At 61.5% G+C, this 24010-nt stretch carries 26 protein-coding genes; 10 read left to right on the forward strand and 16 right to left on the reverse strand.

Features of this window, described 5'->3' with window-relative positions; genetic code table 11:
• Positions 1-125 precede the first annotated feature (125 nt).
• From GC127_RS13840 to GC127_RS13845, 3 genes are all read right to left on the reverse strand, one after another.
• Entirely contained in the window at positions 126-962 is an 837-nt protein-coding gene (locus tag GC127_RS13840; RefSeq protein WP_199861255.1) for an alpha/beta fold hydrolase, read from the reverse strand.
• Positions 963-1738: 776 nt separating this feature from the next.
• Positions 1739-1912 carry a hypothetical protein gene (locus tag GC127_RS22855; RefSeq protein ID WP_199861256.1) on the reverse strand — a complete coding sequence of 58 codons (174 nt, stop codon included), beginning with the start codon at positions 1910-1912 and terminating at the stop codon, positions 1739-1741.
• Positions 1909-2346 carry a nuclear transport factor 2 family protein gene (locus tag GC127_RS13845; RefSeq protein ID WP_151978668.1) on the reverse strand — a complete coding sequence of 146 codons (438 nt, stop codon included), beginning with the start codon at positions 2344-2346 and terminating at the stop codon, positions 1909-1911. The genes GC127_RS22855 and GC127_RS13845 overlap by 4 nt, the downstream gene beginning before the upstream one ends.
• A gap of 56 nt (positions 2347-2402) precedes the next feature.
• Here GC127_RS13845 and GC127_RS13850 point away from each other — a divergent pair, with 56 nt between their 5' ends.
• The gene (locus tag GC127_RS13850) at positions 2403-3026 is read left to right on the forward strand and encodes a TetR-like C-terminal domain-containing protein (protein WP_254700104.1); all 624 of its coding nucleotides are present in this window, start codon (positions 2403-2405) and stop codon (positions 3024-3026) included.
• A 178-nt stretch (positions 3027-3204) separates the two neighbouring features.
• On the opposite strand, the gene GC127_RS13855 is transcribed toward GC127_RS13850, so the two are convergent.
• Complete coding sequence (locus tag GC127_RS13855) at positions 3205-3492, reverse strand: Atu4866 domain-containing protein (protein ID WP_199861257.1); 288 nt, start codon at positions 3490-3492, stop codon at positions 3205-3207.
• A 23-nt stretch (positions 3493-3515) separates the two neighbouring features.
• Positions 3516-4238, reverse strand: coding sequence for an SDR family oxidoreductase (locus GC127_RS13860; protein ID WP_081507994.1), 723 nt, complete (start codon positions 4236-4238; stop codon positions 3516-3518).
• 114 nt (positions 4239-4352) lie between these two features.
• Between GC127_RS13860 and GC127_RS13865 the strand changes: the two genes are divergently transcribed.
• The gene (locus GC127_RS13865) at positions 4353-5237 is read left to right on the forward strand and encodes a LysR family transcriptional regulator (RefSeq protein ID WP_008280013.1); all 885 of its coding nucleotides are present in this window, start codon (positions 4353-4355) and stop codon (positions 5235-5237) included.
• A 108-nt stretch (positions 5238-5345) separates the two neighbouring features.
• Here the strand turns inward: GC127_RS13865 and bla are convergent, their stop codons facing one another.
• The gene (gene bla / locus GC127_RS13870; protein WP_254700106.1) at positions 5346-6230 is read right to left on the reverse strand and encodes a class A beta-lactamase; all 885 of its coding nucleotides are present in this window, start codon (positions 6228-6230) and stop codon (positions 5346-5348) included.
• 192 nt (positions 6231-6422) lie between these two features.
• On the opposite strand from bla, the gene GC127_RS13875 reads away from it, so the two are divergent.
• The 5 genes from GC127_RS13875 to GC127_RS13895 all read left to right on the forward strand — a co-directional run bounded on the left by GC127_RS13875 (position 6423) and on the right by GC127_RS13895 (position 12149).
• Positions 6423-7313 (forward strand): LysR family transcriptional regulator, encoded by an 891-nt coding sequence (locus GC127_RS13875; RefSeq protein WP_199861258.1) that lies wholly within the window; start codon positions 6423-6425, stop codon positions 7311-7313.
• A 259-nt stretch (positions 7314-7572) separates the two neighbouring features.
• Positions 7573-8190 (forward strand): TetR family transcriptional regulator, encoded by a 618-nt coding sequence (locus GC127_RS13880; RefSeq protein WP_151978674.1) that lies wholly within the window; start codon positions 7573-7575, stop codon positions 8188-8190.
• 54 nt (positions 8191-8244) lie between these two features.
• Positions 8245-10509 (forward strand): prolyl oligopeptidase family protein, encoded by a 2265-nt coding sequence (locus GC127_RS13885; RefSeq protein ID WP_254700107.1) that lies wholly within the window; start codon positions 8245-8247, stop codon positions 10507-10509.
• Positions 10510-10524: 15 nt separating this feature from the next.
• A complete protein-coding gene (locus GC127_RS13890; protein ID WP_081507999.1) occupies positions 10525-10944 on the forward strand; it encodes an N-acetyltransferase in 420 nt (139 codons plus the stop codon).
• 263 nt (positions 10945-11207) lie between these two features.
• Positions 11208-12149, forward strand: coding sequence for a CPBP family intramembrane glutamic endopeptidase (locus tag GC127_RS13895; protein WP_151978676.1), 942 nt, complete (start codon positions 11208-11210; stop codon positions 12147-12149).
• Between the two features lie 145 nt (positions 12150-12294).
• Here GC127_RS13895 and GC127_RS13900 read toward each other — a convergent pair whose 3' ends face one another.
• Together GC127_RS13900 and map are read right to left on the reverse strand one after the other, a co-directional pair.
• The gene (locus tag GC127_RS13900) at positions 12295-13230 is read right to left on the reverse strand and encodes an alpha/beta hydrolase (protein WP_151978678.1); all 936 of its coding nucleotides are present in this window, start codon (positions 13228-13230) and stop codon (positions 12295-12297) included.
• A gap of 188 nt (positions 13231-13418) precedes the next feature.
• Entirely contained in the window at positions 13419-14273 is an 855-nt protein-coding gene (gene map / locus GC127_RS13905) for a type I methionyl aminopeptidase (RefSeq protein ID WP_199861259.1), read from the reverse strand.
• Positions 14274-14389: 116 nt separating this feature from the next.
• Here map and GC127_RS13910 point away from each other — a divergent pair, with 116 nt between their 5' ends.
• Positions 14390-14596, forward strand: a complete 207-nt coding sequence (locus tag GC127_RS13910) for a ParD-like family protein (protein ID WP_081508002.1) — start codon at positions 14390-14392, stop codon at positions 14594-14596.
• A 104-nt stretch (positions 14597-14700) separates the two neighbouring features.
• Here GC127_RS13910 and GC127_RS13915 read toward each other — a convergent pair whose 3' ends face one another.
• On the reverse strand, positions 14701-15171 hold the full coding sequence (locus GC127_RS13915) for a hypothetical protein (protein ID WP_151978681.1): 471 nt from the start codon (positions 15169-15171) through the stop codon (positions 14701-14703).
• Positions 15172-16025: 854 nt separating this feature from the next.
• Positions 16026-16871 (reverse strand): LysR family transcriptional regulator, encoded by an 846-nt coding sequence (locus GC127_RS13920; protein WP_151978683.1) that lies wholly within the window; start codon positions 16869-16871, stop codon positions 16026-16028.
• Between the two features lie 100 nt (positions 16872-16971).
• On the opposite strand from GC127_RS13920, the gene GC127_RS13925 reads away from it, so the two are divergent.
• Positions 16972-18282: an aspartate aminotransferase family protein gene (locus GC127_RS13925; protein WP_151978685.1), complete on the forward strand. Its 1311-nt coding sequence runs from the start codon at positions 16972-16974 to the stop codon at positions 18280-18282.
• A 159-nt stretch (positions 18283-18441) separates the two neighbouring features.
• Here the strand turns inward: GC127_RS13925 and GC127_RS22860 are convergent, their stop codons facing one another.
• Together GC127_RS22860 and GC127_RS13930 are read right to left on the reverse strand one after the other, a co-directional pair.
• Positions 18442-18591 carry a hypothetical protein gene (locus GC127_RS22860; RefSeq protein ID WP_199861260.1) on the reverse strand — a complete coding sequence of 50 codons (150 nt, stop codon included), beginning with the start codon at positions 18589-18591 and terminating at the stop codon, positions 18442-18444.
• 99 nt (positions 18592-18690) lie between these two features.
• Positions 18691-19644 carry an AraC family transcriptional regulator gene (locus GC127_RS13930; RefSeq protein ID WP_151978687.1) on the reverse strand — a complete coding sequence of 318 codons (954 nt, stop codon included), beginning with the start codon at positions 19642-19644 and terminating at the stop codon, positions 18691-18693.
• 99 nt (positions 19645-19743) lie between these two features.
• On the opposite strand from GC127_RS13930, the gene GC127_RS13935 reads away from it, so the two are divergent.
• A complete protein-coding gene (locus tag GC127_RS13935) occupies positions 19744-20625 on the forward strand; it encodes an NAD(P)H-binding protein (protein ID WP_151978689.1) in 882 nt (293 codons plus the stop codon).
• 109 nt (positions 20626-20734) lie between these two features.
• On the opposite strand, the gene GC127_RS13940 is transcribed toward GC127_RS13935, so the two are convergent.
• The 4 genes from GC127_RS13940 to GC127_RS13955 all read right to left on the reverse strand — a co-directional run bounded on the left by GC127_RS13940 (position 20735) and on the right by GC127_RS13955 (position 23928).
• Positions 20735-22051: a HAMP domain-containing sensor histidine kinase gene (locus GC127_RS13940; RefSeq protein WP_081508007.1), complete on the reverse strand. Its 1317-nt coding sequence runs from the start codon at positions 22049-22051 to the stop codon at positions 20735-20737.
• Positions 22048-22722, reverse strand: a complete 675-nt coding sequence (locus GC127_RS13945) for a response regulator transcription factor (RefSeq protein ID WP_151978691.1) — start codon at positions 22720-22722, stop codon at positions 22048-22050. Before GC127_RS13945 ends, GC127_RS13940 begins: the two co-directional genes overlap by 4 nt.
• A 216-nt stretch (positions 22723-22938) precedes the next feature.
• Positions 22939-23346: a DUF6220 domain-containing protein gene (locus tag GC127_RS13950; protein WP_151978693.1), complete on the reverse strand. Its 408-nt coding sequence runs from the start codon at positions 23344-23346 to the stop codon at positions 22939-22941.
• A gap of 3 nt (positions 23347-23349) precedes the next feature.
• Entirely contained in the window at positions 23350-23928 is a 579-nt protein-coding gene (locus GC127_RS13955; protein WP_199861261.1) for an NAD(P)H-dependent oxidoreductase, read from the reverse strand.
• Positions 23929-24010 lie beyond the last annotated feature (82 nt).

Genomic DNA, 24010 nt, shown 5'->3' on the forward strand with positions numbered 1-24010 from the left:
CGCTGCCAAAGCGCGTGGCGTTTGGTGGGAAAGTGGCATCGCGTTTCGACATGGCACAGTTCCTTTGTTTGGGACGATAGGCGTTGCCTGCACGGACAATCGCAGCAGGGCGGGCCATGGGTGTTTCAGCCCGTGATGAAAGCCAGCAGGTCGGCGTTCAGCACGTCGGCGTTGACCGTCAGCATGCCATGCGAGAACCCCGGATAGGTCTTGAGCGTGCCATTGGGCAGCAGTTTGACCGCCTTTTCGGCCGAGGCCGCAATCGGCACCACCTGATCATCCTCGCCATGCAGGACGAGCGTCGGCACGGTCATCGCCTTCAGGTCCTCTGTCTGATCGGTCTCCGAGAAGGCCTTGATGCCGTCGTAATGCGCCTTGGCGCTGCCCATCATGCCCTGCCGCCACCAGTTCTGAATGACGCCCTCGTGGACCGTCGCACCCTCTCGGTTGAACCCGTAGAACGGACCGGCGGGCACATCGCGGAAGAATTGCGCGCGATTTCCGGCGAGGGCCGCGCGGAAGCCGTCGAAAACCTCCATCGGCGTGCCCTCGGGATTGGTCTCGGTCTGCAGCATCAGCGGCGGGATGGCGGCGACGAGAACGGCCTTGGCCACTCGGCCAGCCGGTCCACCGTGCCGTGCCACGTAGCGCGCGACCTCGCCGCCGCCGGTGGAATGGCCGATATGCACTGCGCTGCGCAGGTCCAGCGCTTCGGCCAGGGCAAAGGCGTCGGCGGCGTAGTGGTCGATATCGTGGCCGCTGTCGACCTGCTCCGAACGGCCATGTCCGCGCCGGTCATGTGCCACCACCCGGTAGCCCTTTGAGAGAAAGAACAGCATCTGCGCGTCCCAGTCGTCGGAGCTGAGCGGCCAACCGTGATGAAAGACGATGGGCTGAGCGTCGCGCGGGCCCCAATCCTTGAAGAAAATGCGATTGCCGTCGGGGGTAGTGATCTCTGCCATGTCAAAATCTCCTTGTGTTTGATCCTGGGCAAAACTTGGAAGGGACAACGCACTTGCTGTTGCAAAAGCACCAGCAGAGGCGAGAGCCGTGCGCCGCGTCAGTGTCGTGTGGGGCAGATCATTGATGCGCATTGCTGATCCCTTTCTTTGTCAGGCGCCATCGGTGTTCGGCATGCAGTACATCGGGAATTTCGAAGACATCTTAGGCGGCCTCCGCCTTGTCGGCGTTGCGTGTTCTGCTGTGCATGTGCCGAATTTGCGCATTGTTGCATCCCGCTGGTTGCACGATGCGAGTCGGGTTTTGTCCGGCATCCGCACCGGCGCAACGCGGAAGAAGGTATGTGTCGACGCACGGGAATTCTGGACCACGGCTGCGCTCTCGATCCGACGACAGCGACCCTCAATGATCTCACATGCCCGGCGATACTCTCGAACGCGGTTTCAGCATTTTTGACGATGGAGAACAGAGGATTGCACGGCGCCTAAATCGACATGCGGTCACGACATCTGGAGTAACAATGACCTAAGCACGGACAACGCCACTTGCCTAACAAACACCCGCAGTCGACGAACCCATCCGGCGTCGCAAGTTCTTTTTCCCGACGCTTCAGTCAGGCTTTCGCGGTCGTCAGCCGATCAAAGCGTGATGACTCCTGATGGACGATCCGGCCCATCGACTTTGCAAGGATCTGTGCGCGATAGCTGCTCGAAGACGCGGTGCGCAAAGTCGCGGAATGACGTGGGCCGCTACCCGGTCATTCGCTCAACGCCCAGGGTCATACAGTCTTTAGCGCCCGCCTGACTACGCCCAGACCCGTGAGCGTCTTGGCGTAGTCAGGCGGAAGGCCCTGCGCCATGAAGCGCACTTTCAGAGCGGCAGGATCAAGAGAAATCTGGCGCACCGGCCTGCCAAAGACATCGGTGACGAGGACCCGCTCGACCACCATCATGCTGTCCCTTCATACGCAGCGGCGGCAGCCTCGGTGCCGCCCAAGGCTGTCAGCACGACAAGCGGGTTCCAATAGTCGCGGTAGTGCGCAATGCGCCCTTCCCGCACAGTGACCACCGAAATGTACTTTTGATTATAAGGAGCACCTGTATTCACGCCCGTACCGCTGCAGGAAAACTCGAAGACCACCGTATCGCCAGCAGCATGTACGCTGCCGAGCTCCATCGGCCCGAAGATGAGCAAAGGGCCGAGCTTTTCAAGATGCGCCGCAAGGGCAGCCTTGCCGTCCAGCCGCTTTGGCAGCCCGTCAGGCGCATAGGGGAACTCGAAGATCACGTCATCTGTGAAAAGACCGAGCAAGCTGTCCGCAGGTGCGAGCCGGTCACCTAATGCCGCGCGCAGCAGGTCAGAGAAACTATCGAACTTGTCAGCCATGATGGAACCTCATATGGATGGAACGGTAACGTATCGACCAAATAGGAGTACTTTCGTTGGAACGCAACCGTTCCGTCGTTAAATCCCGACGAAAACCTTCCGGGGCTGCCGTGCAACGTGCCGATCTGACCGATGCGCTCTATCGCGCTTTCTTCGAGGAATGGGCGGAACGCGGCTTTGCCGCCATAAGCCTGGAAAGGGTTGCCGCCAGAGCGGGGGCCGGCAAAGCCGCGATCTACCGTCGCTTTTCGTCGCACCACGAATTTGCAGTCGCGGCAGTGTCAACGATTGGGTTGACGATCGCCATGCCCGACGACCATGGAAGCCTGGAGGCCGACGTACTTGCCTTTCTGATCCGCCTGAGAGTGGTCCTTCGCCATCCCATGATCCGACGCATCCTACCGGATCTTCATGCCGAGGCTGCACGGTCCGCGCCGATGCGGGATCTGAACACTCAGGTTGCCAAAGCGCGCCGGGAGCAGGCACAGGTCGTTCTCGACCGCGCGATTGCGCGGGGCGAGTTGGACCAGGCCGTCGATCGTGATCTGGCCCTCGATCTGCTTCCCGCACCGCTCTACTGGCGCATGGTGGTTTTGGGGATCACCCCAACGCGAGACCAACTTGCAGCCGAAGCAGTCGCAATTGTCGCGGCACTAAGGGCGTCCTCTCCCCGGTGCTAACTCTCTTGTTCACGACAATCCTACCGAAGGCTCTATAGCCGTTTCGGGCTGGAGAGATTGAAATCCATTGGTGGTGAGTAGTTACATATAGTCCGGAGATCTGCGTCGGCTCCCCTCAGGCGGAAGAGCCGACGACTTCCGGATTAAAACGGGTGAGAATGTGCCAGCGTGATCGTGGTTACTTCCGATAGAGAACCATGCCCGCATGATGCAGCACATCGGGTTCAACGAATTCACCGTCGGCGGTAAAGCCGCTGTCGTCCCAGTATTCGATATATGTGCCGTTGATCTCATAGCGGCCTTCGTAGGCGCGTTCTCGTTCGCCGCGGGCCTCGACGTAGCGGCCATTCGGCAGCAGTTCGTGCCGGATGCGGTTGTCGGCGGTGACCCACATCCCGACATAGGGGTGCGGGGTTTCACTCCGGGCGAATTCGGCACCGATGGCCAGAAGGACGGCGGTGAGCATGGCTGATTTCTCCATGGTTGCCCTCAATTTGCGGATGCTGTGGGGCGGATGGTGATCTCGGTTGTGTCCACGGTCGCCGGGGCGTTGATCAGCTGGCTTACGGCGCGTGCGATATCAACCGGTTTCAGCGCAATGGCGCGGTAATCCCCGATGAGCGCCTGCGTCTCTTCGTGGGTGATGGTGGAGGCGAGTTCGCTCTCTACCACGCCGGGGTTCACGCAGGTGACACGGATGGCGCTACTTTCCTGACGCAGCCCGTCCGATATCGCCCGAACCGCAAATTTTGTGCCGCAATAGACGGCTGCCGTCGGTACGGCCTGCAACGCGCCGATAGAGCCGATGTTGATGATCTGGCCTTCGCCTTGCCGTTCCATGACCGGAAGAACGGCCCCAATCCCCCACAAAACGCCCTTGATGTTCACGTCCACCATCCGCTCCCATTCGTCGAATTTGACGGCGGACATGGGCGACAGGGGCATCACGCCGGCGTTGTTCACCAGCACGTCGATGCGGCCCCACAGGTTGAGCGCCGTTTGCGCAAATTCCTGCATGGAGCGAAGCTCGGTGACATCAAGCGACCAAGTCGCGACCTCGGCCCCATGGCCACGCAGGTCCTGTGCGATGGCGTCCAGCCGATCCGTGCGGCGCGCGCCCATCAAGATTTTCGCGCCCTGCGCTGCAAGCGTGCGCGCGATGCCTTCGCCGATGCCGCTGGAGGCGCCGGTAATCAAGATGACCTTATCCATGATTTTCTCCTTGTCTGCCTGTTGCAAAAAGCAAGATGGACGCAGATCATTGTGAACGGTATACCGTTATTTCTGGACTGGTTGGTTAGCATTGCGCGACAATGGGGGCTTCCTATGGACTTGAACTTGCTGCCACTCCTGCTCGCTGTTGCCGAAGAGCAGAACTTTCGCGCTGCGGCGGACCGGCTCGGTGTGACGCGATCCGCCGTGAGCCAAGGCATACGCCGCCTGGAGGATGCCTTGGGCATACAGGTGGTCATGCGCACGACCCGCTCGGTTCGCCTGACAGAGGCGGGTGCCCGGCTGGTCGAGAGCCTGCGCGCTCCAATGGCGGCGGTTCAGGACGCGCTTGAGGCCAATGAAGATGTACCGAGTGGGCGGCTGCGATTGGCCGTCACATCCATTGCCGAGGAGTTCCTGTCGGGGCCGTTGCTCGCGCGTTTTGCCGAGGCGCATCCCAAGGTTACGGTGGATGTGACGGTCATAGATGACGCGTTGGATATCGTCGCCGGTGGTTACGATGCAGGTGTTCGCTTGGGCGAAGTGATCGAGCAGGATATGATCGCCGTGCCCGTTGGCGGCCCGCAACGCGAAGTGGCGGCAGCCACGCCCGCCTATATCGCGCGATATGGCGCACCGAACCACCCCAAGGATCTGCTCGACCATCGTTGTGTCGGATGGCGACCCGCCCCCGACACGGCCCCGTGGCGATGGGAGTTCGAGGAGAATGGCAAGCCGTTCGATGTCATGGTGGATCCACAGGTGACAACCAACGACCTGCGTCTGATGTTGCGGGTGGCTTTGGCGGATGGCGGTATCACCTTTGCGCCATGGGACTGCATGAGAGAACATTTCGATAGTGGGGCACTGGTCCCGTTGCTTACGGGCTACCTGCCGCCGTTTTCAGGATTCTACCTGTATTTCCCGCAGCGTCAGAACATGGCACCAAAGCTGCGGGCGCTGATCAATCACATTCGCCAGTGGCGATTTGTGGACTGATCACGATTTCGCGGTCGGAGCCTCGCAATCGTAGTCTGGAAATCTCTGCGCGCTTCGACTTGCGTTAGGGAAGGCGGCCGCGCCTCGTTGGGCGCGGCCGCGACCATCTCACCGGCTTGTCACGACCTGCATGACGGCTTTGGACAGCTCGATCACAGCGCCGTTGCGGGTGTTAAAGTCGGCATCTGCATCCGACAGGAAGATGGCGATGAAGTAGGGTTCCCGATCCGGCGGCGTCACCATCGCGACGATGTTGCGGTTGAAATTCCCGCTTCCCGATCTGTCGGCGACATGCCAGCCCGCTGGCGTGCTCGCACGGATCAGTGCGCCCGTAACGCCACCGTCGCTCATCCAGTCGACCAGTTGCGCGCGCGATTGCGGGGACAGTGCATCGCCCGTCAGCAACGTCACCATCGTCGACACCATCGCTTCGGGCGTGGTTGTATCGCGCGGGTCGTCCGGCGCGAAGGTGTTCACGTCCGGCTCGCGGCGGTCCAGACGGCTCACCGGATCGCCGATCTCGCGCAAAAATGCGGTCACGCTTTGCGGTCCTTCGATCCGGTCGATCAGCAGATTGGTCGCCGCGTTGTCGCTCATGTCGAGCGCGGCGTGGCATAGTTCGCCCACGCTCATCGTTTCGCCGACCATCTTTTCGGTGACAGGCGCATACTCGAGGACTTCTGCGGCCTCGATCGCAATCCTTTCTTCGAGGTCGAGGTCGCCCTCATCGACACGATGCAAGACGGCGCCGCACAGCATGGTCTTGAAGGTGCTGGCCATCAGGAACCGCTCCTCGGCACGATGGCTGACGATCCAATCCGAGCCGCTTTCGCGGATCACAACACCGACGCGCGCGTCGAGCTCTTGTTCGATGCGGTCGATGGTTGCGGCAAGATGCAGTTTCGGGTTCTGGCCAAAGGCAGGGGCGCCTGTCAGCAGTGCGAGGGAAACCCCGGCGGCCAGTAGGGGCAGCGTCGCGGCATGTGTCAGCATGAGTTCATCCTTGTCTGAATCGATGGCGCATGGCACCGCTTCGTCGCCTGCTCAAGGCGAGTGATGACGGGCGACCATCAAGGTCTGGAATTCACGAGACATCAAATGATGTCACGCCGCACCCCTTAGTTTGCTGCTTTACGGCCATCAAACGACAAAGTATCACACTTGGCATTAGCTGGAGTAATGCCGATGGATCGCCCGGACCTGCCTCTGAACGGACTCCGCGTGTTCGAGGCGGCCTACAGGCAGGGTAGTTTCACCCGCGCCGCCATAGAGTTGCGCGTCACCCAAGCCGCGGTCAGCCATCAGGTGGCACGGCTCGAGGATCGGCTTGGCGTCACATTGTTCGTGCGCGCATCCGGCGGATTGGTGCCGACCGATGAGGGCAGGGCGCTGTACCCTGTTCTGGAACACGGCTTCGACGCAATGGCGCGAACGCTCGACCGCATTACCGGACATCGCCACATCGAGACGTTGAAGATCGGTGTTGTCACGACCTTTGCCGTCGGTTGGCTTTGGCCGCGTCTGCCTGAGTTCCGGCGGGACCATCCGTCGATTGATCTTCGCATTTCGACCAACAACAACCGCGTCGAGATCTTGCGCGAGGGGCTCGACATGGCGATCCGCTATGGCAGCGGTTCCTGGACCGGGCTTGAGTCTGACGTGCTGCTTGAGGCTCCGCTCGCACCGCTGTGTGCGCCGTCGATGGCCGAATATCTGACGACCCCTGAAAGCCTCAGCCGCGAAGTCCTACTGCGGAGCTATCGCAGCGATGAATGGCCGCGCTGGTTCGCAGAGGCAGGGGCACTCTGTCCGCCACTGACCGGTCCGATATTCGATTCCTCGCTCGCCATGGCCGAGATTGCATCGGATGGCGGGGGCGTGGCGCTCCTTCCGGTGGAAATGTTCACACGCCGCATTGCGGATGGGCGGTTGGTTCAGCCGTTCTCGACGATGGTGTCTGCGAGTAGGTATTGCCTGACATGGCCTGCGGACCGACCGCCTACACCTGCTATGCGAGATTTCAGAAGTTGGCTGCTTACTGCATCGGCAGAACCAGCCTTGGGCACCAGTGCCTAGCACCTGTACCCACCAGCACTTCGGTATCGCCCAATCCGGGGGTTCTCGCAGCCCGCGGGCCTGATCTGGCTTAGTCAGTGATCATGGTGGCGCCTGGCGAGCCAAAAGAACAGCTACCCTCTTGCGCTCACTGTCACTAAGTGACATCTAGTGCTTGTGTCACTTAGTGACACGGGCGGTGTGGGTGTGGCGAAACTGTTCACTTGTCCGAAGAGAAAAATACCCACTGGCACCCTCGTGAGGGAACGGAGGCCACAGAGTGACAGACGGATCGAGACTAGAGGACGCGCGGCTCGACGTATCCCGACATGCAGCAAGGCTGTTCTGGGAGAAGGGCTTTGATGCGACCAGCGGAGACGACATAGCCGCCGCGGCTGGCATCTCGACGCGCACTGTCTGGCGATACTTCCGATCCAAGGAAGCCTGCGTCGAACCGGTGTTGAAAGTCAGCGAATTGCGCTTCGCGGCACTGCTCGGCCAATGGCCGAAAACCGAAAGCATCGACCAATTCCTGGCCCGGTCCATGACGGTATTCATCTCTGACGATGCCTTCGTCCGCGACAGCATTGCCGCTGTCCGGATCCTCGCGATCCTGCACCGCGAACCGGCCCTGCGCTCGGCCTGGCTCATGGCGTGTCATGCGGCGGAGATGGAGCTAATCGGCGTCGTCGCCGATCGTGCGGCGCGGACTGCGGACGATTTCGAGGTCAGGCTCTGCGCCGCTGCCATCACAGCAGCGATGCGCCTGGTGGACGAAGAGATCAGCGCGGCCGTGATCAACGCCGGTATGCACGTGACGTCTGAGGAGGCAACGGCCCGCATCCTTTCGGCGATCCGGGCCGCCGCGACACTCCCCATCTGCGACGCCGTTGCCTGACGGCGGCAGCCCACTCGGGCCAGCGCGTCCGAAAGGAAAAAAGGAAACATCACCATGACAGCACGAAGCAGCCGGCCCGCCGGGCGCATATCCATCCGCCGATTGCGCCAAGAGATGTCCGAGCGTCAGGGGCGGCTCTCGATGACGCAGCACCTTCTTGGCGCTGCCGCCACGGCGCTGCTCCTGTCTAACGCCCCCGCCTTTGCAGAGGATGATATGCCAATGACCTATCCGGACACACGTCAGACCGATACCGAAGAGCTGCATTTCGGAGTCACCGTCGCCGACCCGTTCCGCTGGCTGGAGAATGATCCGCGGCAAGATGCCGAGGTCGCACAATGGATTGCCGCGCAGAATGCCGTCTCAGCGCCCTATCTCGAGGGTCTTTCCGGGCGGGATGTCTTTCATCGCAGGCTGACGGCGATGTTCGACCACGAGACTTTGACCCCACCGGTCGAGCGCGGCGGCCTCTACTTCTTCACGCGCAACGGCGGGCTCGACAACCAGGCGCAGCTTCTGGTGCGTGAAGGGGCTGACGGCGCGAACCGTATCCTGATCGACCCGAACACCTGGTCAGAGGATGGCACCGTGGCGCTGGCCGAATGGGCCGCCTCGCCCGATGGCACGTTCGTGGCATTTGCCATGCAGGACAGCGGATCGGACTGGCGGACCATTCGGGTGATCAACACATCGACAGGCGAGATCCTGGACGACACGGTGGAATGGGCACGGTTCACCACGATCGCCTGGCATCCCGATGGTTCGGGGTTCTATTATTCCCGGTTTCCCGAACCCGAGGCAGGGGCAGCCTTTAGCGCCGGCGTCGAAGGCCATGCCGTCTATTTTCATCGACTTGGGTCGCACCAGTCAGAAGATCAGCTGATCCATGCGGCGACGGCGGGACAAGCTCTATTGCATTCTGTCGATGTCACGCCGGATGGCCGTTACCTGATCGTCTACACCTCCGCGCTGACGGGGGGCGTTGCGGTCACGGTGACGGACCTGTCTTCCGCCGATCCTGCGCCTGATACCATCATCGAAAGCTACGATGATCGTTGGCTCTTGCTGGGCAACGTCGGCACGAAACTCTTCTTTGCAACGCAGAAGGATGCGCCTCGGGGTCGGATCGTAACGATGGACCTCTCGGAGGCGCAGCCCGGGTTTTCGGAAATGATCCCGGAACGGCCCGATGCAGTCTTGCGCGAAGGTGGATCCGCGATGCTGGGTGACCGGCTGCTGCTTTCCTACACGATCGATGTCCAGTCGCAGGCCGAACTTTACAATCTAGATGGAACGTTCGAGGGCACAGTCCCGCTGCCTGGGCCCGGCAGCACCGGCATCGTCCGCGGCCGTCCCGGTGCGAACGAGGCCTTCTTCGCCTTCACCAGTTTTGATGCGCCGCTGACCGTCCTGCGTCTTGACGTCGATGCAAACCGCACGACGGTCTGGGCCGAACCCGAAATCGCAACCGATCTCGACACAATCACGGTCGAGCCGCATTTTTACACCTCGCAGGACGGCACGCGGGTGCCACTCTTTGTTGTTCGGCGCAAAGACATTGACGGTCCGGCGCCGACAATGCTGAATGCCTATGGCGGTTTCGCGATCAGCATGGTGCCACATTTCTCGCCCGCCGCCATGGCCTGGGTTGAGCAGGGCGGCGTGTACGCAGTGGCGAATATTCGTGGCGGTGGCGAGTACGGCCAAGCGTGGCACCATGCTGGCCGGCGCGCCAACAAGCAGAACGTGTTCGACGACTTCATCGCTGCCGGTGAGTATCTGATCAACCAAGGCATCACGCCCGCTGATGGACTCGCGATCCATGGAGAGTCGAACGGCGGGTTACTGATCGGTGCCGTCGTCAATCAAAGACCGGACCTCTTCGCCGCAGCCCTGCCGGGGGTGGGGGTGCTCGACATGCTGCGGTTTGATCGCTTTACAAGCGGCGCCACCTGGGTTGAGGAGTTTGGCAGCCCTGCCGTTAAGGAAGAGTTCCAAACCCTTCTGTCGTATTCGCCCCTCCACACAATCCGCGAGGGTGCGCGCTACCCTGCAATTCTTGTCACGACGGCGGATACGGACAACAGGGTCGTTCCGGCGCATTCTTTCAAATATACGGCCACGTTGCAGGCCGCCGACATCGGGAACAGGCCGCATCTTCTGCGCGTGGAAACCCGCGCCGGGCATGGGACCGGCAAGCCAACTAACATGGTTATCGCAGAGTTCTCCGACATGTGGGCCTTTGCTGCCCACTGGACCGGGCTCGAGGTCAGCCCCGGTTGCCGGTGCAACCATCTCCCTAGTTCGACCAAATACTGACGAGAGGATATCACAATGACCGAGATCCGCCCTGCCGAAGGTTCCGAAGGTGAAGCACGCGACCGTATTCTGGCGCTTCTTGATCTTCACTCCAAAGCGATCGGGAAATCATTCAAGTCCGAGACGGTGTTATTCGAGGCTCATGAAGACGGTCGTTACCTCGGTGGTCTCGCTGCCCGTTTTTCGCTTGATCTGAAGTGGGTGTTCGTCGAGCTCTTGGCAGTAGCCGAGGAGAGCCGTGGCAAGGGGGTCGGTGGCCAGTTGATGGCGCGCGTCGAGCAGGAAGCACGCCTGCGAAGGATGGACGGCATATGGCTCGACACATTCTCGTTTCAGGCACCTGAGTTCTACAAGCGCTTGGGCTACAGCGAATTTGGCCGGATCGACGGTTATCCTGAGAACGAGGCACGGCTCTTTTTTGTGAAGCGGCTCTGAAATCTGAAGGTCGGGCCCTCCTGTAATGATTGGCTAAAACTCGATGTTGAATGCTTTCCAAGCGTTTTGGCGAAGGGGGCAGGATCTGGATACGGATACGGGTATCAACGCAGATTTCCACTAGGGCCGTGCTTGGCATGCAAGGGCTGCTCTAACGGGCCTCCACTGCGCATAGGAGATCAGCCGCAGAACCCAAAGCGGGCCGCGATTGCGTAGCGCGCGGCATTACGTTCCCCGTGGGTGGACTGAAAGAAAGGAAGAGAATGCGTCGCAAAAGTGAGGGTTGGTTCCTGGAACCTGACGAGATGGTACGCACACCGCGGGTTCCTGCCGACTTGGAATACCATCGCGTCTACGCGGACGAAAAACGGAAGATCGTCCGAGGAATCGTCGCGATCATCCTGCTATTTGCGGGTCTCGTTCTTTTCGCGCAAGTGTGCCTCGCCGTGGCCTTGGCCATCGACACCCAGCTTCTCGGGCGGACAGGCTTCACGCCTCTGATGCACGCTGCGGGGGCCTTGTCCTTGGCTTTGCTCATTCCATACAGCATGCTGCTTCAGCGCTGGCTCTATGGAATCCCCGCCCGCTCCCTGCATTCGGTGGCAGGACGATTCAGGTTCGGGGTGTTCGGTCGCGCATTGATTGTATTCGGCCCCTTGCTCCTCATCGTCATGTCAGTCGGATTTCTTCTGACACCCGGTGACACAGTCCCATGGAGCACGGCGGACCTGGTCGCGTTCTTCATCATCGGCATGACGCTCACCCCGCTGGCGGCCGCTGGTGAGGAATACGGGCTTCGTGGCTTGATGTTCCGGGTTGTTGGCAGTTGGACACGTGAATCTCTGTCCGGTGCAATGCTCGGTATCGGCGTCACGACGGTCTTGTTCTCGCTTTTTCACGGTACTTTGGACCCTTACATCCTTGGCTCGTATCTCGTGCTTTTCGGTGCGATGGCCACCATAACCTGGAGAACGGGGGGCCTTGAGGTCGCCGTCGTGCTGCACGCGGTTTACAACGTCAGCGCCCTGGTTCTGGCCACGACGCTCCATCTCGACCTGGGGGGCGACCTGAGCAGCCGTGGTGAGATCGCCGGAACCCCCGCCAACCTCGTGCCGAGCGCCGGGCTTGTCGTCATCACTGCGATTGTCTGGTGGACCACGCGAAAAAGCGGACCGGCGCGGACGCCGGCAACATCGAGCGCGTGATCTGTATCGGTGAGCTTCGGAGTTGCCTGAAGCATGTTGCAATCAGCGGTTTTCGGAGATCGAGAGGAAACCCTTTGCATGAGCATGCTTCTACCAGTTCCCAGAACGATGCGTTGAGCGCGACTGCTCCGCGCTTCTCGTGGGTCTAGTCTTGCCTGATCCTTGCAGCGAAGTCCGCAACCGCATCCACGACCGAGGGAGCAATCGGAATGGCCGCGTTGGTGTAAGTCGCGAGATTCGCCGAAGCGTCTTCGGATGCCACGATCTTGAGGACGTGATTGACGTCGGGAAGCAATGCGAGGGTCGCATCAGCTGTGGCATCTGCCAGCATGCGTGCATCCGTCACGCTGACCTGCAGGTCGCGCGTGCCTTGCAGAACGAGCATGGGAACCTCGAGACGGGCTGCCAATTCGATAGGGTTGTATGACATTGCGTCGATCAAGAAGCCTTGGACCTCTGCGCCAAAAAGGGGCCGAAGTGCGGGACTCATGGTGCCCGTATCGACCCGATTGCCACGCTTCAGCGTGGCCATTGCCGCCTCGGCCTCCTGCAGGAAAGGCGCATTCGCGGGGTTGGCGCGCAGCTGCTCGCCTATCACTTCGTCCAAGGCCCGGCCGATGCTGGCGATCAGGATCAACCCGCAGGCGTCCGGGATGCGCGCCATGGCGGCCAAGGCGACCAGCCCGCCCTCGCTGTGCCCAATGGGAATGACGCAGCGCCTGCCGTCCTGAGTGGGCAGCCGCTTCCTGATGGCGGCTGTCCAGGCAAGAAGATCGTCGCCATAGCTTGCGATCGTCACATCGTTCGGGTCCGAAATGGCACCCTCGGATCCGAACATGCCGCGCTTGTCGATGCGCACCGATGGGTAGCCCCGCTCGGCCAGTGCTTCGGCAAGCAGTCGGTATGGCGCCGCCGCGATGCCAAGGGGCGAATTGCCGTCGCGGTCCGTTGGCCCGGAACCGGGCACGACCAGAAACACCGGCACGTCCGCCGGAAGCGGCCCATGCTCGGTCGGTAGGGTCAAGGTTCCCCTGAGGGGGCCAATCGGGCCCGATGCGGTCAGTTCTTCCTCTATCGGCATGCTTTCCCCTATGTCCAAATCGCCGCCTGTTTGGGCGCTCGCGGGCGGTGTCATTGCGAAGCCCAGTGATAAGGCCAACAGTCGGGCGATGATGACGGGCGAAGGTTGCATGGGGATGATGCTCCATGAATTTTCTGAGTAGGGAATGGGCAACCGCGCGGTGCAGTCCGACGAAGAGCTCTGATCGCTTAGGTTTGTGCAACCGCCAGATCGACCCCCGGCATATGCAGGCCCTGGTGCGAGAGCGTGAAGATCTCGAAGCCTTCCGCTGTAACCCCGATCGAATGCTCGAATTGCGCCGACAATGACCTGTCCCGTGTCACGGCGGTCCAGTCGTCGGCAAGCATCTTCACGTCAGGCTGTCCGAGGTTGATCATCGGTTCCACGGTAAAAGTCATCCCTTCCCGAAGTTCGGGTCCTGTGTTCCGTTTGCCGACATTCAGGATGTTCGGAGAGTCGTGAAAGACTTGCCCGATGCCGTGACCGCAGAAATCACGGACGACGGAACACCGCTGCGACGCTGCGTAACTCTGGATGGCATGACCGATGTCACCCAACCGCGCGCCGGGACGCACCGCCCGGATGCCCCGCATCATTGCCTCATGCGCGATACGGATCAGCCGCTCGGCGGCAATCTTGGGTTTGCCCACGGCGTACATGCGGCTGGCATCACCATGCCAGCCATCAAGGACAAGCGTCACATCCACGTTCACGATATCGTCCGCGCGCAGCTTTCGCGCCGTGGGGGCACCGTGGCACGCCACGTGATTGACCGACGTGCAGCAGGCGTATTCATAGCCTTTGTAGCCCAAAGTCGCCGGTCGGGCGTCATGTGTCGCTGCGAAGTCGAGCACGAAGGTGTTGATCTCGGACAGGGGCGTTCCGTCCCGGACAAGGGCGGCGATCTCGTCCAGACATCGGGCGGTCAGGGCCCCGGCGCGGCGCCTGCCCGCAAAGGCGTCCGGCCCGTAGAGCTTGATGCGTTCCGTCCGCCGGGCGCTCTGCGCGGGCGGAGCGACAGGGACGTTGATGTAAGTGGCCACCCGGTGTCCCTTCTTTGTTGGTGAATCTTCTTGCCGACGCCGCCCGATTGACGGATCATCACAGTGAGTATGCGTTTCGTATATGATTCGTATATTGTTTGAAAGGAGTGATCCGGATGGGCATCGTGAAGATCGCAGAGGAACTGCACGAGGAACTGCGCAAGTCGAGCACCGTCATGTGCCGTTCGATCAACGCTCAGGCCGAATTCTGGATGAAGGTCGGCATGTTGGCCGAGGCGAACCCCGGCCTGTCCTTCACCGAAATCATGGCCCAGCAACGCAAGCTGGCCGATGTGAAGATGCCCGAGATCAACGCCGCCTGAGAGGCTGATTTTTCGGCCAGAGTTGCCAAATCTGCGGCGGCGTTACTCAAGGCGATTCGACCCTTGTCCCATGTCTCTGCCTCGATGCCGAGGCTTTTCGACAGCTAGGCGAACGTCAGACGCCGCGTCGCTTCATGCGCGTCGGGGGCTTCGGCCTCCGTCTCTTTTGCGTCCAGACCGGCGATACCGCCAAGGCCGTGGCCCACACCTGCGATCATCAGCAGCGCGTTGGCTCCCGGCGCGTCGGTAAACGCGTCGGCATGCCATTCAGGGCCGCGCGGCGTGACGTGCGGATGATCCTCGGCCCCGAAACCCACGAGGATCGGGCTTCGGCGTGATGTGTAATCCACATCGAAGAAGGGAAACCGCGCCGCGCTGTCCGGGGTCAGGTTGTCGCCACCGCGACCGAGCGCGTCCAACAGGATACCTGCGCCGATCCACGGCTCCGAGAAATCTTGCCCCTGCAGCTGTGCGCCAAGCAAAAGCGCCAAGGTGTGCCCGCTGAAGCAATGGCTGGCACCCGTGATCCGGTCTTGGTTCAAACGGCCCGCGACGGCCGGCGCCTGACGTTCCACCTCCCCAAGCGGCTCAAGACGTCTGACCCCACACCATCAGAACGCACCGGCTCAGATGATCCCAAGGACTGACCGCACGCCTATCAGGCCGACCCCACCCTTCTGACTGCCAGTTGACGCCAAGGGACCTTAACGATGGTCGCCATTTTCTCAACTACGCCATGTTCACGCAATCTTCGTCGGCACCTTGCGCAGCGACGGGGGTTCGCAGCGGTGCGGACCGCCGCCGCAAACAGGTACACAGAACTCCGGAAGGAATTAAGATGCGAGATATCTCATTGTCACAGTGTCATCGAACGACGACGCGCCTCTTGGTCGTGGCAGCAGTCACGGTCTTGGTGGCCGGGTGTATGCAGGATGACAGCTCTTCGTCAGAAAGGTTAAAGAGGGCCCATCTGCAGAACCTGACCAGCGAGACCGCGCTCAATGCCCAGATCATGTCTGATCGGGCGCGCGAGCAACGCTGCGACCGCGATCCAACCCGAAGCGAGTGCTAACGTCGTCAGGCTCTTGGGCGTGATCCACCCCGTTGACCGCGCTTGTGACGCCAACTGAAGAGTTGGACGTCGCCCAACGAAGCGGGTCATGCGCCAATTAGGGCTGGATCATATCAGACTGACCGCGTGGAACGGGCGACGGCGCCTAAAGCCCGAATGCGCCCGTTCCGCTATCTGCAAGGGCTGTTTTCCCGATGGGTTCGGTCCACCTAGACGGGGAATTCTGCCGAGATCCACGTCGCCTTCGTTCGCGGGGTGGGCTCATCTCTCTCCACCATGGATGGTCGAACGGGGGCTCAAGGCCGTAGCGATTTCCGACTTCACCGATGTCTTTGCGCGAAAGAAATCAGAATTTGTCTACGTCAGGTTCAGCGCGACGAAGCGGCCAAAGGAGCGGCTCGCGGGGGATGGGCGTGCGGAGGCGTAAGCGAGCGAGATGCCGAGTTTGGGCAGAGGAGGCAATCCGTTGGTGATGATGGAAAGGTCGCTGGGCACGGCGGCGCGGGTCGCCACGCTGACCGCGATGCCGGAGCGGGCGATGGCCAGCAGGCCCGCAAGCCCGTTGCTGGCGTGGGCCACGCGATAGGGGCGGGAACCGGCATCCATCGCGCGGCGTGCCTCGATATGGTCGAGCGAGTCGGGTGCCGAGAGGGCGAGCGGTAATATCGGTTCCTGCAGCAAGGCGGGCGCGTCGGTTGACGCGATCCAGACCAGCGGTTCATAGCGGATGATGTCGGACGGGTCCGCCGTGTCTGGCAAGGACACGATCGCGAGGTCGATGCGGCGGCGTTGCAGCAGAGGCCGCAGTTCGACAGTGGGGGCGCTGATCACCTCGATCTCGATACCAGGATGCGCGGCACCGTAGCGCCGCAGCAAGTCGGGGAAGAAGGCAGTCAGGTAATCCTCGGGGCAGCCGAAGACGATTGAACCGCAGAGACCGTCCTGTCTGATCGATCCCAGCGTTTCGTCATGGGCGGCAAGGACACGTTCGGCTCCGGGAAAGAAGCGCTCCCCCGCCACTGTAAGAGCGACGCCGGACCCGGTGCGGTGAAAAAGCTCCTCGCCCACGAGGTCCTCCAACCGCTTGATCTGCAGGCTGACCGCTGATTGCGTACGTCCGATGCGTAAAGCTGCGGCGCGCATGGAGCCGGATCGGGAGACCGTGACGAAGCTGCGCAAAAGGGCGATGTCGAGATCGGGCATATAAGGCTTTCTTGATTCGGGATGCAGTGGAATGAATTATACTCAATAGTCGATCTGCGTTAGGTCTCGTCGAGACTCATTTCATTGAAGGAACAACGAAATGCCCGACGCGAACCGACACTCCAGCTTTTGGTCAGATGTGGACAGCCACGTGATGCGTTACGGCCCGGTGTTCGAACGGCGGATCATCGACCGCGCCGAGGGGTGTTTCGTCTATGACACTGACGGCAAGCCTATCCTCGATTTCACCTCGGGGCAGATGAGTGCCGTGCTGGGGCATTCGCACCCGGAGGTGGTCCGGGTCATTCGCGAGCAGGCAGGGCGGCTGGATCACCTGTTCAGCGGCATGCTGTCACAGCCGGTGGTCGCGCTATGCAGCCGGCTGGGCCGCATGGTGCCGGGGCTGGAGAAGACACTGCTGCTGTCCACGGGTGGCGAAGCCAATGAGGCGGCGATCCGGTTGGCGAAATGCGTCACAGGCAAGCACGAGATCGTGGCATTTACCAAAAGTTGGCACGGCATGACAGGGGCTGCGGCCTCGGCCACCTACAGTGCCGCGCGCAAAGGGTACGGCCCGGTGACGGTCGGCTCCTTCGCGATCCCCGCACCGCATGCCTATCGGCCGCGCTTCACCCATGACGATGGCAGCCTTGACTGGCAGACAGAGCTGGACGACGCCTTTGCGCTGATCGACGCGCAGTCGACGGGAAGCCTTGCGGCCTTTATCGCAGAGCCGATCCTGTCGTCGGGCGGGATCATCGAGTTGCCTGAGGGCTATCTTGCCGCGTTGAAGCGCAAGTGCGAGGAGCGCGAGATGCTGCTGATCCTTGATGAGGCGCAGACCGGGGTGGGGCGTACCGGCACAATGTTCGCGTTCGAGCGGGACGGGGTTGTGCCGGATATCCTGACCCTGTCAAAGACATTGGGCGCGGGGCTGCCGCTGTCGGCGGTGATGACCAGCCGGGAGATCGAGGAGAAAGCGCACGAGCGCGGGTACATCTTCCTGACCACACATGTTTCTGACCCTCTGCCGGCCGCCGTGGGGCTGGCTGTGCTGGACGTGCTGGAGCGCGACGGGCTGATCACGCGGGCGACACAGGCCGGGGCCTTGTTGCGCGACGGGTTGCTGGCGTTGCAGCAGCGCCACGACTGCATAGGAGACGTACGCGGACGCGGCTTGTTGCTGGGGCTAGAGATTGTGACCGACCGAAATAGCCGCGTACCTGACCTCGAGATGGGCGACCGGATTGCAGAGGCGGCGATGGAACGCGGTTTGAGCATGAACATCGTCAAAGTACCCGCCATGGGCGCAGTCTTTCGGATCGCGCCACCGTTAACGGCGACGGATGCGGAGATCACGCACGGGCTGGATATCTTGGGCGAAGCGCTGGAAGTGGCGGTGCGCCGGTGAGGTCCACATCGCAAGTTCCATGTCGGCTGCCGTTTCGGCAAGGTCATGTGCGGCGCCGGAACCGAGGGGACCTCCCGGCACCGGCGGACCTGCGAGACCGCGGATAATCCCTCAGGCTGACAGAACATTCTAGCGCTCCTTGCGCCAAGGTCCGGCCGCTCACTTGGACGAAGACACCTCAAGGCCGGAAAATTCCCGGGAAAATGCGCCCCGCTGCTTCGGTTGCTGGACGCCCCACTGGCGCTTCTTCTTTGCGGTTAGCCAAGAAACGTCCATTTCATCGGTGACCAGACCCATGAGTTTTGGCATCAGCCCCACATTACACGCGACAATATCACAACACCGTCGGCTATCGAACCGTGAGCATGGATGCGTTCTGCGGGCGAGCGTGCAATTCCCTTAGTCATGTCAATCGTTTGATGTGCGATAACGGCGCAGTGCCGAACGGGATGTCCCGTTGCGCGCCTCGCGTGCGTAGCGCCTTGGGGAATGACCCGTCTCACGTTTGAACGCTGCCGCGAAGGCACTTTCCGAACTGTAGCCGACGTCTGATGCGATCCTCGCCAAAGCGGCGTCTGACGCCAAGAGCCGGTCCATGGCCAGCAACATGCGCCACTGGGTCAGGTATCCGAGCGGCGTTCGCCCTGTGATCTGCCGGAAGCGTTCGGCGAATATTGTTCGAGAAAGCCCGGCCTCGGCGGCCAGACCAGCCACCGTCCAGGATCGCGAAGGATCGGCATGGATGGCAGCAACCGCACGCGAAATGTTGAGGTCTGAAAGTGCGGCAAGCCAACCGGTAACGCCGCTAGGCTCCTGTGCGAGGAACACACGAAGCGCCTGCACAAGAATGAGGTGGGACAAATGTGCGATGGTCAATGCGCTGCCCGGTTCCGGCTCTTGCAACTCGCGCGCGATGCGGTTGAGCGCCCACGCCAGCACCTCTCCCTTCTCGCCCCCTTTGACGACCAGAATAGGGGGCAGGGACGGAAGAAGCATCTCGACGGCTGGCCCCGAGAGCAGGAAACGGCTTCCGGCCATGAAAAACTCTCCACCGCCGCCATAGCTGGCCGTGCCGCCATGTGCGACGGGCGCATAAATTTCATTGGCATCGGTTCCATGGCTGACGGAACGCGCTGACATAATGAACGGCAATCCATGCGGCAGGATCACGCAATCCCCGGCATCCAGCCACACCGGCTTACCACCGTCCACGGTGATCCAGCATCCACCCTTGATGACAGAGTTACACTTCAACCCGACATGGCGCTCGAACTGGATGGACCAATCGCCCGCCGCGTCAAATCCGGCCGCGACGCAATCGTGAGGCTGAAGCAGAGCGACAATTCCGGACAATGTATCCATGACGATCCGGACGATGGCTATAAAAAAGCGGATTTGCAAGCATAGAAAGTCCGAGCGGTTTGCGTAGATGGTCAAGTGTCAAATGAAAAAGGAAATACCATGATCCTGATCACTACCCCCACTGGTGATATCGGTGCCCGCGTTTTGTCGAACGTTCTGGGTGCAGGGGAAAAGGTCCGTGTTATCTTGCGCGATGCGTCAAAGCTCGACGCGGACACGCGAGGCCGGGTCGATATCGTCGAAGGCTCTCACGCCGACGGTGGCGCGATTGCACGGGCGCTCGAGGGAGTCTCGGCGGTGTTCTGGCTGCCGCCGGGATCAGTCCGTGCGAAGACCCCCGAAGACGCCTATGTCGACTTCTCACGCGCGTTTTGCACCGCGCTGCCCGGATCGTCAGTGAGCCATATCGTTGGCGTCTCGGCCCTCGGGCGCGGATGGCCCAAGCCCGCAGGCCTCGCCGCCGCAAGTATTGCCATGGACGATATGATCGCGGCCACCGGCCTAGCCTATCGCTCGCTTGCCTGTGCCTCACTCATGGACAATATCGCGCGTCAAATTGGTCTGATCCGCGAGCAGGGCGCATTTTACCAGCCAACGCCCGGCGATCTGAAACTTCCGCATGTCGCGAAGGCCGATGTCGCCGCGATCGCCTCTCGTTTGCTGATCGGACAAGACTGGGACAGCGCCGCGGAGCTTGCGCTTTGCGGACCAGAAGACCTGAGCTTTGAAGAGATGGCGAGGGTCCTGTCCGACGTGCTCGGCCGCGAGATCGCATTTCACGAGATGTCAGTGAAGGATTTCGGCGGCATGATGCGCGGCATGGGTGCGTCAGAGGGCATGGCGCAAGGCTATGTCGAGATGATGACCGCCAAGAACGAGGGGATGGACAACGCGGCGTGCCCCAAGGATCGCTCCGCGACGCCGACGACGTTCCGGACCTGGTGCGAGACAGAGCTTCTGCCTTCCATTCAGGCGCAATGATGCGCAGCGAGAGGCGTTTTCTTGTATTGCCGCTCTCTGTCAAAAGCGGCCCTTCCCCGACATTCGAAAGCGGTCGGTCGTGGCATGGACGGTCGCACCCGTCCATGCCTTAAACGGTGCCCAGATCAATGCGAAAGACTGTGCCGCCACCGGGCGCATCTCGGATCTCCACGCGGCCGCCATGTTGATCCATGACCTCCCGTACGAGGTTAAGGCCGAGGCCACTCCCGGTGGTGCGTGGTCGAAGGCGGTGAAAGGGCTCGAAGACGCGCTCACGCTCGGTGGGCGGTATTCCCGGGCCGTCATCCTCGACCTCGAAGGCCGTCCCAAGAACGCGGACGACAACATTGGTCCCGCCGTGATCGATGGCGTTCTGAACAAGGTTCATCAGCACGCGCTCCAGCGCTGCCGCGTCGCCGATGCAGGGTTCGTTGCCCAGGACATCAAGCGAGATGGAACCTCCGTTGGCGATGACGAGAGGTGCCATATCTCCGACAAGGCGTCGGCCAACCTCCGCAGGGTCGATTGCCTCGTCTTGGCGGTTGTTCTCAAGGCGGTGCAGGTCGAGAAGTTGTTCGGTCATGGTCGCGAGCCGTTGCACGTCCAGCGCCAAGGCCCGGACGGCCGTGCTGTCGGCCGCATCGACCTTGCTCGCCAGAATGGCGATGGGCGTGCGCAGTTCGTGCGAGGCCGACGCGATGAACCGCTGCTGGCGTTCGTATCCGTCGTCAAGGCGGCGCAGGGCGTCGTTCACCGCCCGCACAAGCGGCGCGATCTCTTGCGGGACATAGGCTTCGCTCAGACGGCGCCCTCGGCTGTCCGCGTTGATCCCCTCTGCCTCCCGCGCGATACGCGACACGCCTGCGAGCGATCGTCTGACAATCCAGGGTGTCACGACCAGCGAGGTCAGGGTCAGCAAGATGAAGATCGGCAGGATGATCGTGTTGGTCGCAAACACCACCATAAAACCCAGTTCCGACAGCGGACCATGTCCAAGGATGGTCAGGGTGCCTATGTCCGTATTCTCCCTCCGGATCACCGCTGCCAGATCGTGGGGCGCGACACGGTCACGCATCTGCGCATAAGACAGGTCGCTCAGGCGGCCCAGCAGAGACGCGTAATGTTCGGGCACCCTACCGAAGACCACGCTCGCCCCCCCGTCGTCCTCGGCCACGAACCAAAGGTCTGGCGCCTTGCCCCGCAGGTCGGCCAGATCCGGCGTCATCACGACGGTCAGGCCGCCTGCGGCATCGCGCTCCACCGCTTGCGCGATGATCGGGATGATCTGTTCATCGGTGTAGGGCCCGCCGCTGTCGACGCGGAGCGCGATTGCGATGAGGATGGCGAAGGAGACAAGAAGCGTGAGGAAGTGGAAGACCAGCGGATAGACGATCAGTGGTCGCTTGAGCGACGGCGACCGCGTCATGGGGCTTCGCGCAACAGGTAGCCGACCCCGCGAATGGCGTGGATCTCGATCCTCGCGCCAGCCGCGGTCAATCTCCGGCGCAGACGGGAGATATGAGAGTCGAGCGTGTTGGACTGGATTTCGTCGTCGAAGCCGAAAACCGCGTTCTCCAGTGCCTCGCGCTGCACGGTGCGCCCGCGACGCTTGATCAGCGCCGCAAGGACCCGCAACTCGCGCCGCGGCAGGTCGATCCTAGCGCCGTCCACTTCCACTTCCTCGTAAGCGAGGTCAAAAACGAGCGATCCGGCACGGATTGTCGCGCGGGCCAGTTTCGCAGGACGGCGAAAGACCGCCCGGATGCGGGCGAGCATCTCGTCGATGGAAAAGGGTTTGGTGAGGTAATCGTCCGCGCCGCCGTCAAGGCCTGCGACACGGTCATTCACGCCGTTGCGTGCGCTGAGGACGATGACGTGGATCCCAGGGTTGTCAGCCCGCAAAGAAGGCAGCAACGACAGGCCCTCGCCATCGGGCAAAGACCTGTCGAGCAGGACCAGATCGAACGTTCCAAGCTTGCTGGCTTCCCGTGCGGATTCCACCCCGCTTGCGTGATCCACGATGAACCGCTCACGTTCGAGGACCTTTCGCAACGATTCAGCAAGCCGAGGCTCGTCTTCGACCAAAAGGATCCTCATATCGCCACCTCAAAATGCTTGGGTTTCTTCTTGGCTGGGGCCCTCTTGCCCGGCCTTTTCGGATGCGACTTAGGTCAGCCCGGGTCCGAACGGCAAGCAACAACTGTAAAAGCTCGAAAACATGCGGATTTTCTCCGATGGGCGGTTCCGGATCGGCTCATGAGGGCTGCTCGTACCGGATGTGCGCGGGATCTTTCGTCAGAAGTTGTGCATGGGTCAGTCTCTGATGGCTCGTGCGGAACGACGCCGCTCGACCTTGAACAGGACGATAAGTGAGGCCGTCAGCAAGAGCGCCGCGTTGAAAGGGTGAAGCGCAAGGGCCCCAGAGCCGAACGATGCCAGCGCGAGTTGGAGCGCGTAGAGGAGGCCGATCACACCGGCCCACCATCCGAACCCTCTCAGACGCCGCACGATGAGGGAGCACCAGAGGAGCGTGAAGACCGGGATCGCAATGACGCCGCCAAATGCGCCGTGCAGGTCCCAAGGCAGCCCGGCAAAGAGCGCCTGCCCGGCCAGAAAGAACTGGACGGCGAGAAGTGCGGGCAGGCTGAATGCTGCGGCAATGAACGGAGCAGGCGTGCCGAGACGAAGCTCGGCGAGGGTGTCGTGGGTCGTTTTTGTCATGGTTCAGGCCGCCGTCTGATCGAGGATGGTCGGTGTCGCGATAAAGTCCTTCAGGGCGCGGACATAGCTTTCCTGGGCTGCTGCCAGTTCCGCAGGCTTCAGCTTGTCGGCCCGGAACACCAGATGCGGAGAATGCCACGGCAGGCCGCAGCGCAGCGCTGTCGCCTTGAGCGGCGCCATAAGTTCATCCATCGTGAAGTGGTTCGCGCCGTCGCGACTGTAGGCCGCAGGCGCATTGCCCGCCGTTGCGGCGATCATCAGCGGCGTGCCGGCCAGCCTGTCACCCTCTGTCGCGGCATGGATGTAGTACATACGCGTCAGCACGGCATCCTGCCAGGCCTTCAGAAGAGGGGGCGTCGAATACCACTGGATCGGAAACTGTAGAACGATCCGGTCGGCTTCCAGAAGCGCGCGCGCCTCGGCTTCGCCGTCGGCATGCATGTCGATAACGCCGCTCGGATAACGCGCCGACATGTCCACCACTTGCGCACCCGAGACAGTGCGGGCGGCGGCTTGCAGGGCTGCATTGGCCTTCGATCTCCCGAGGTCGGGGTGAAAAAGCAGGATGAGAGTCTGGGTCATGGGAGCCTCCTTCGGCTTGGGAATGATCCGAAGATGGTCCAGCATAAAAAATTCTTCCAATGGATATAAAAGATACTATATT

Source organism: Roseovarius sp. EC-HK134, from assembly GCF_902498815.1.
Lineage (GTDB): Bacteria > Pseudomonadota > Alphaproteobacteria > Rhodobacterales > Rhodobacteraceae > Roseovarius > Roseovarius mucosus_A.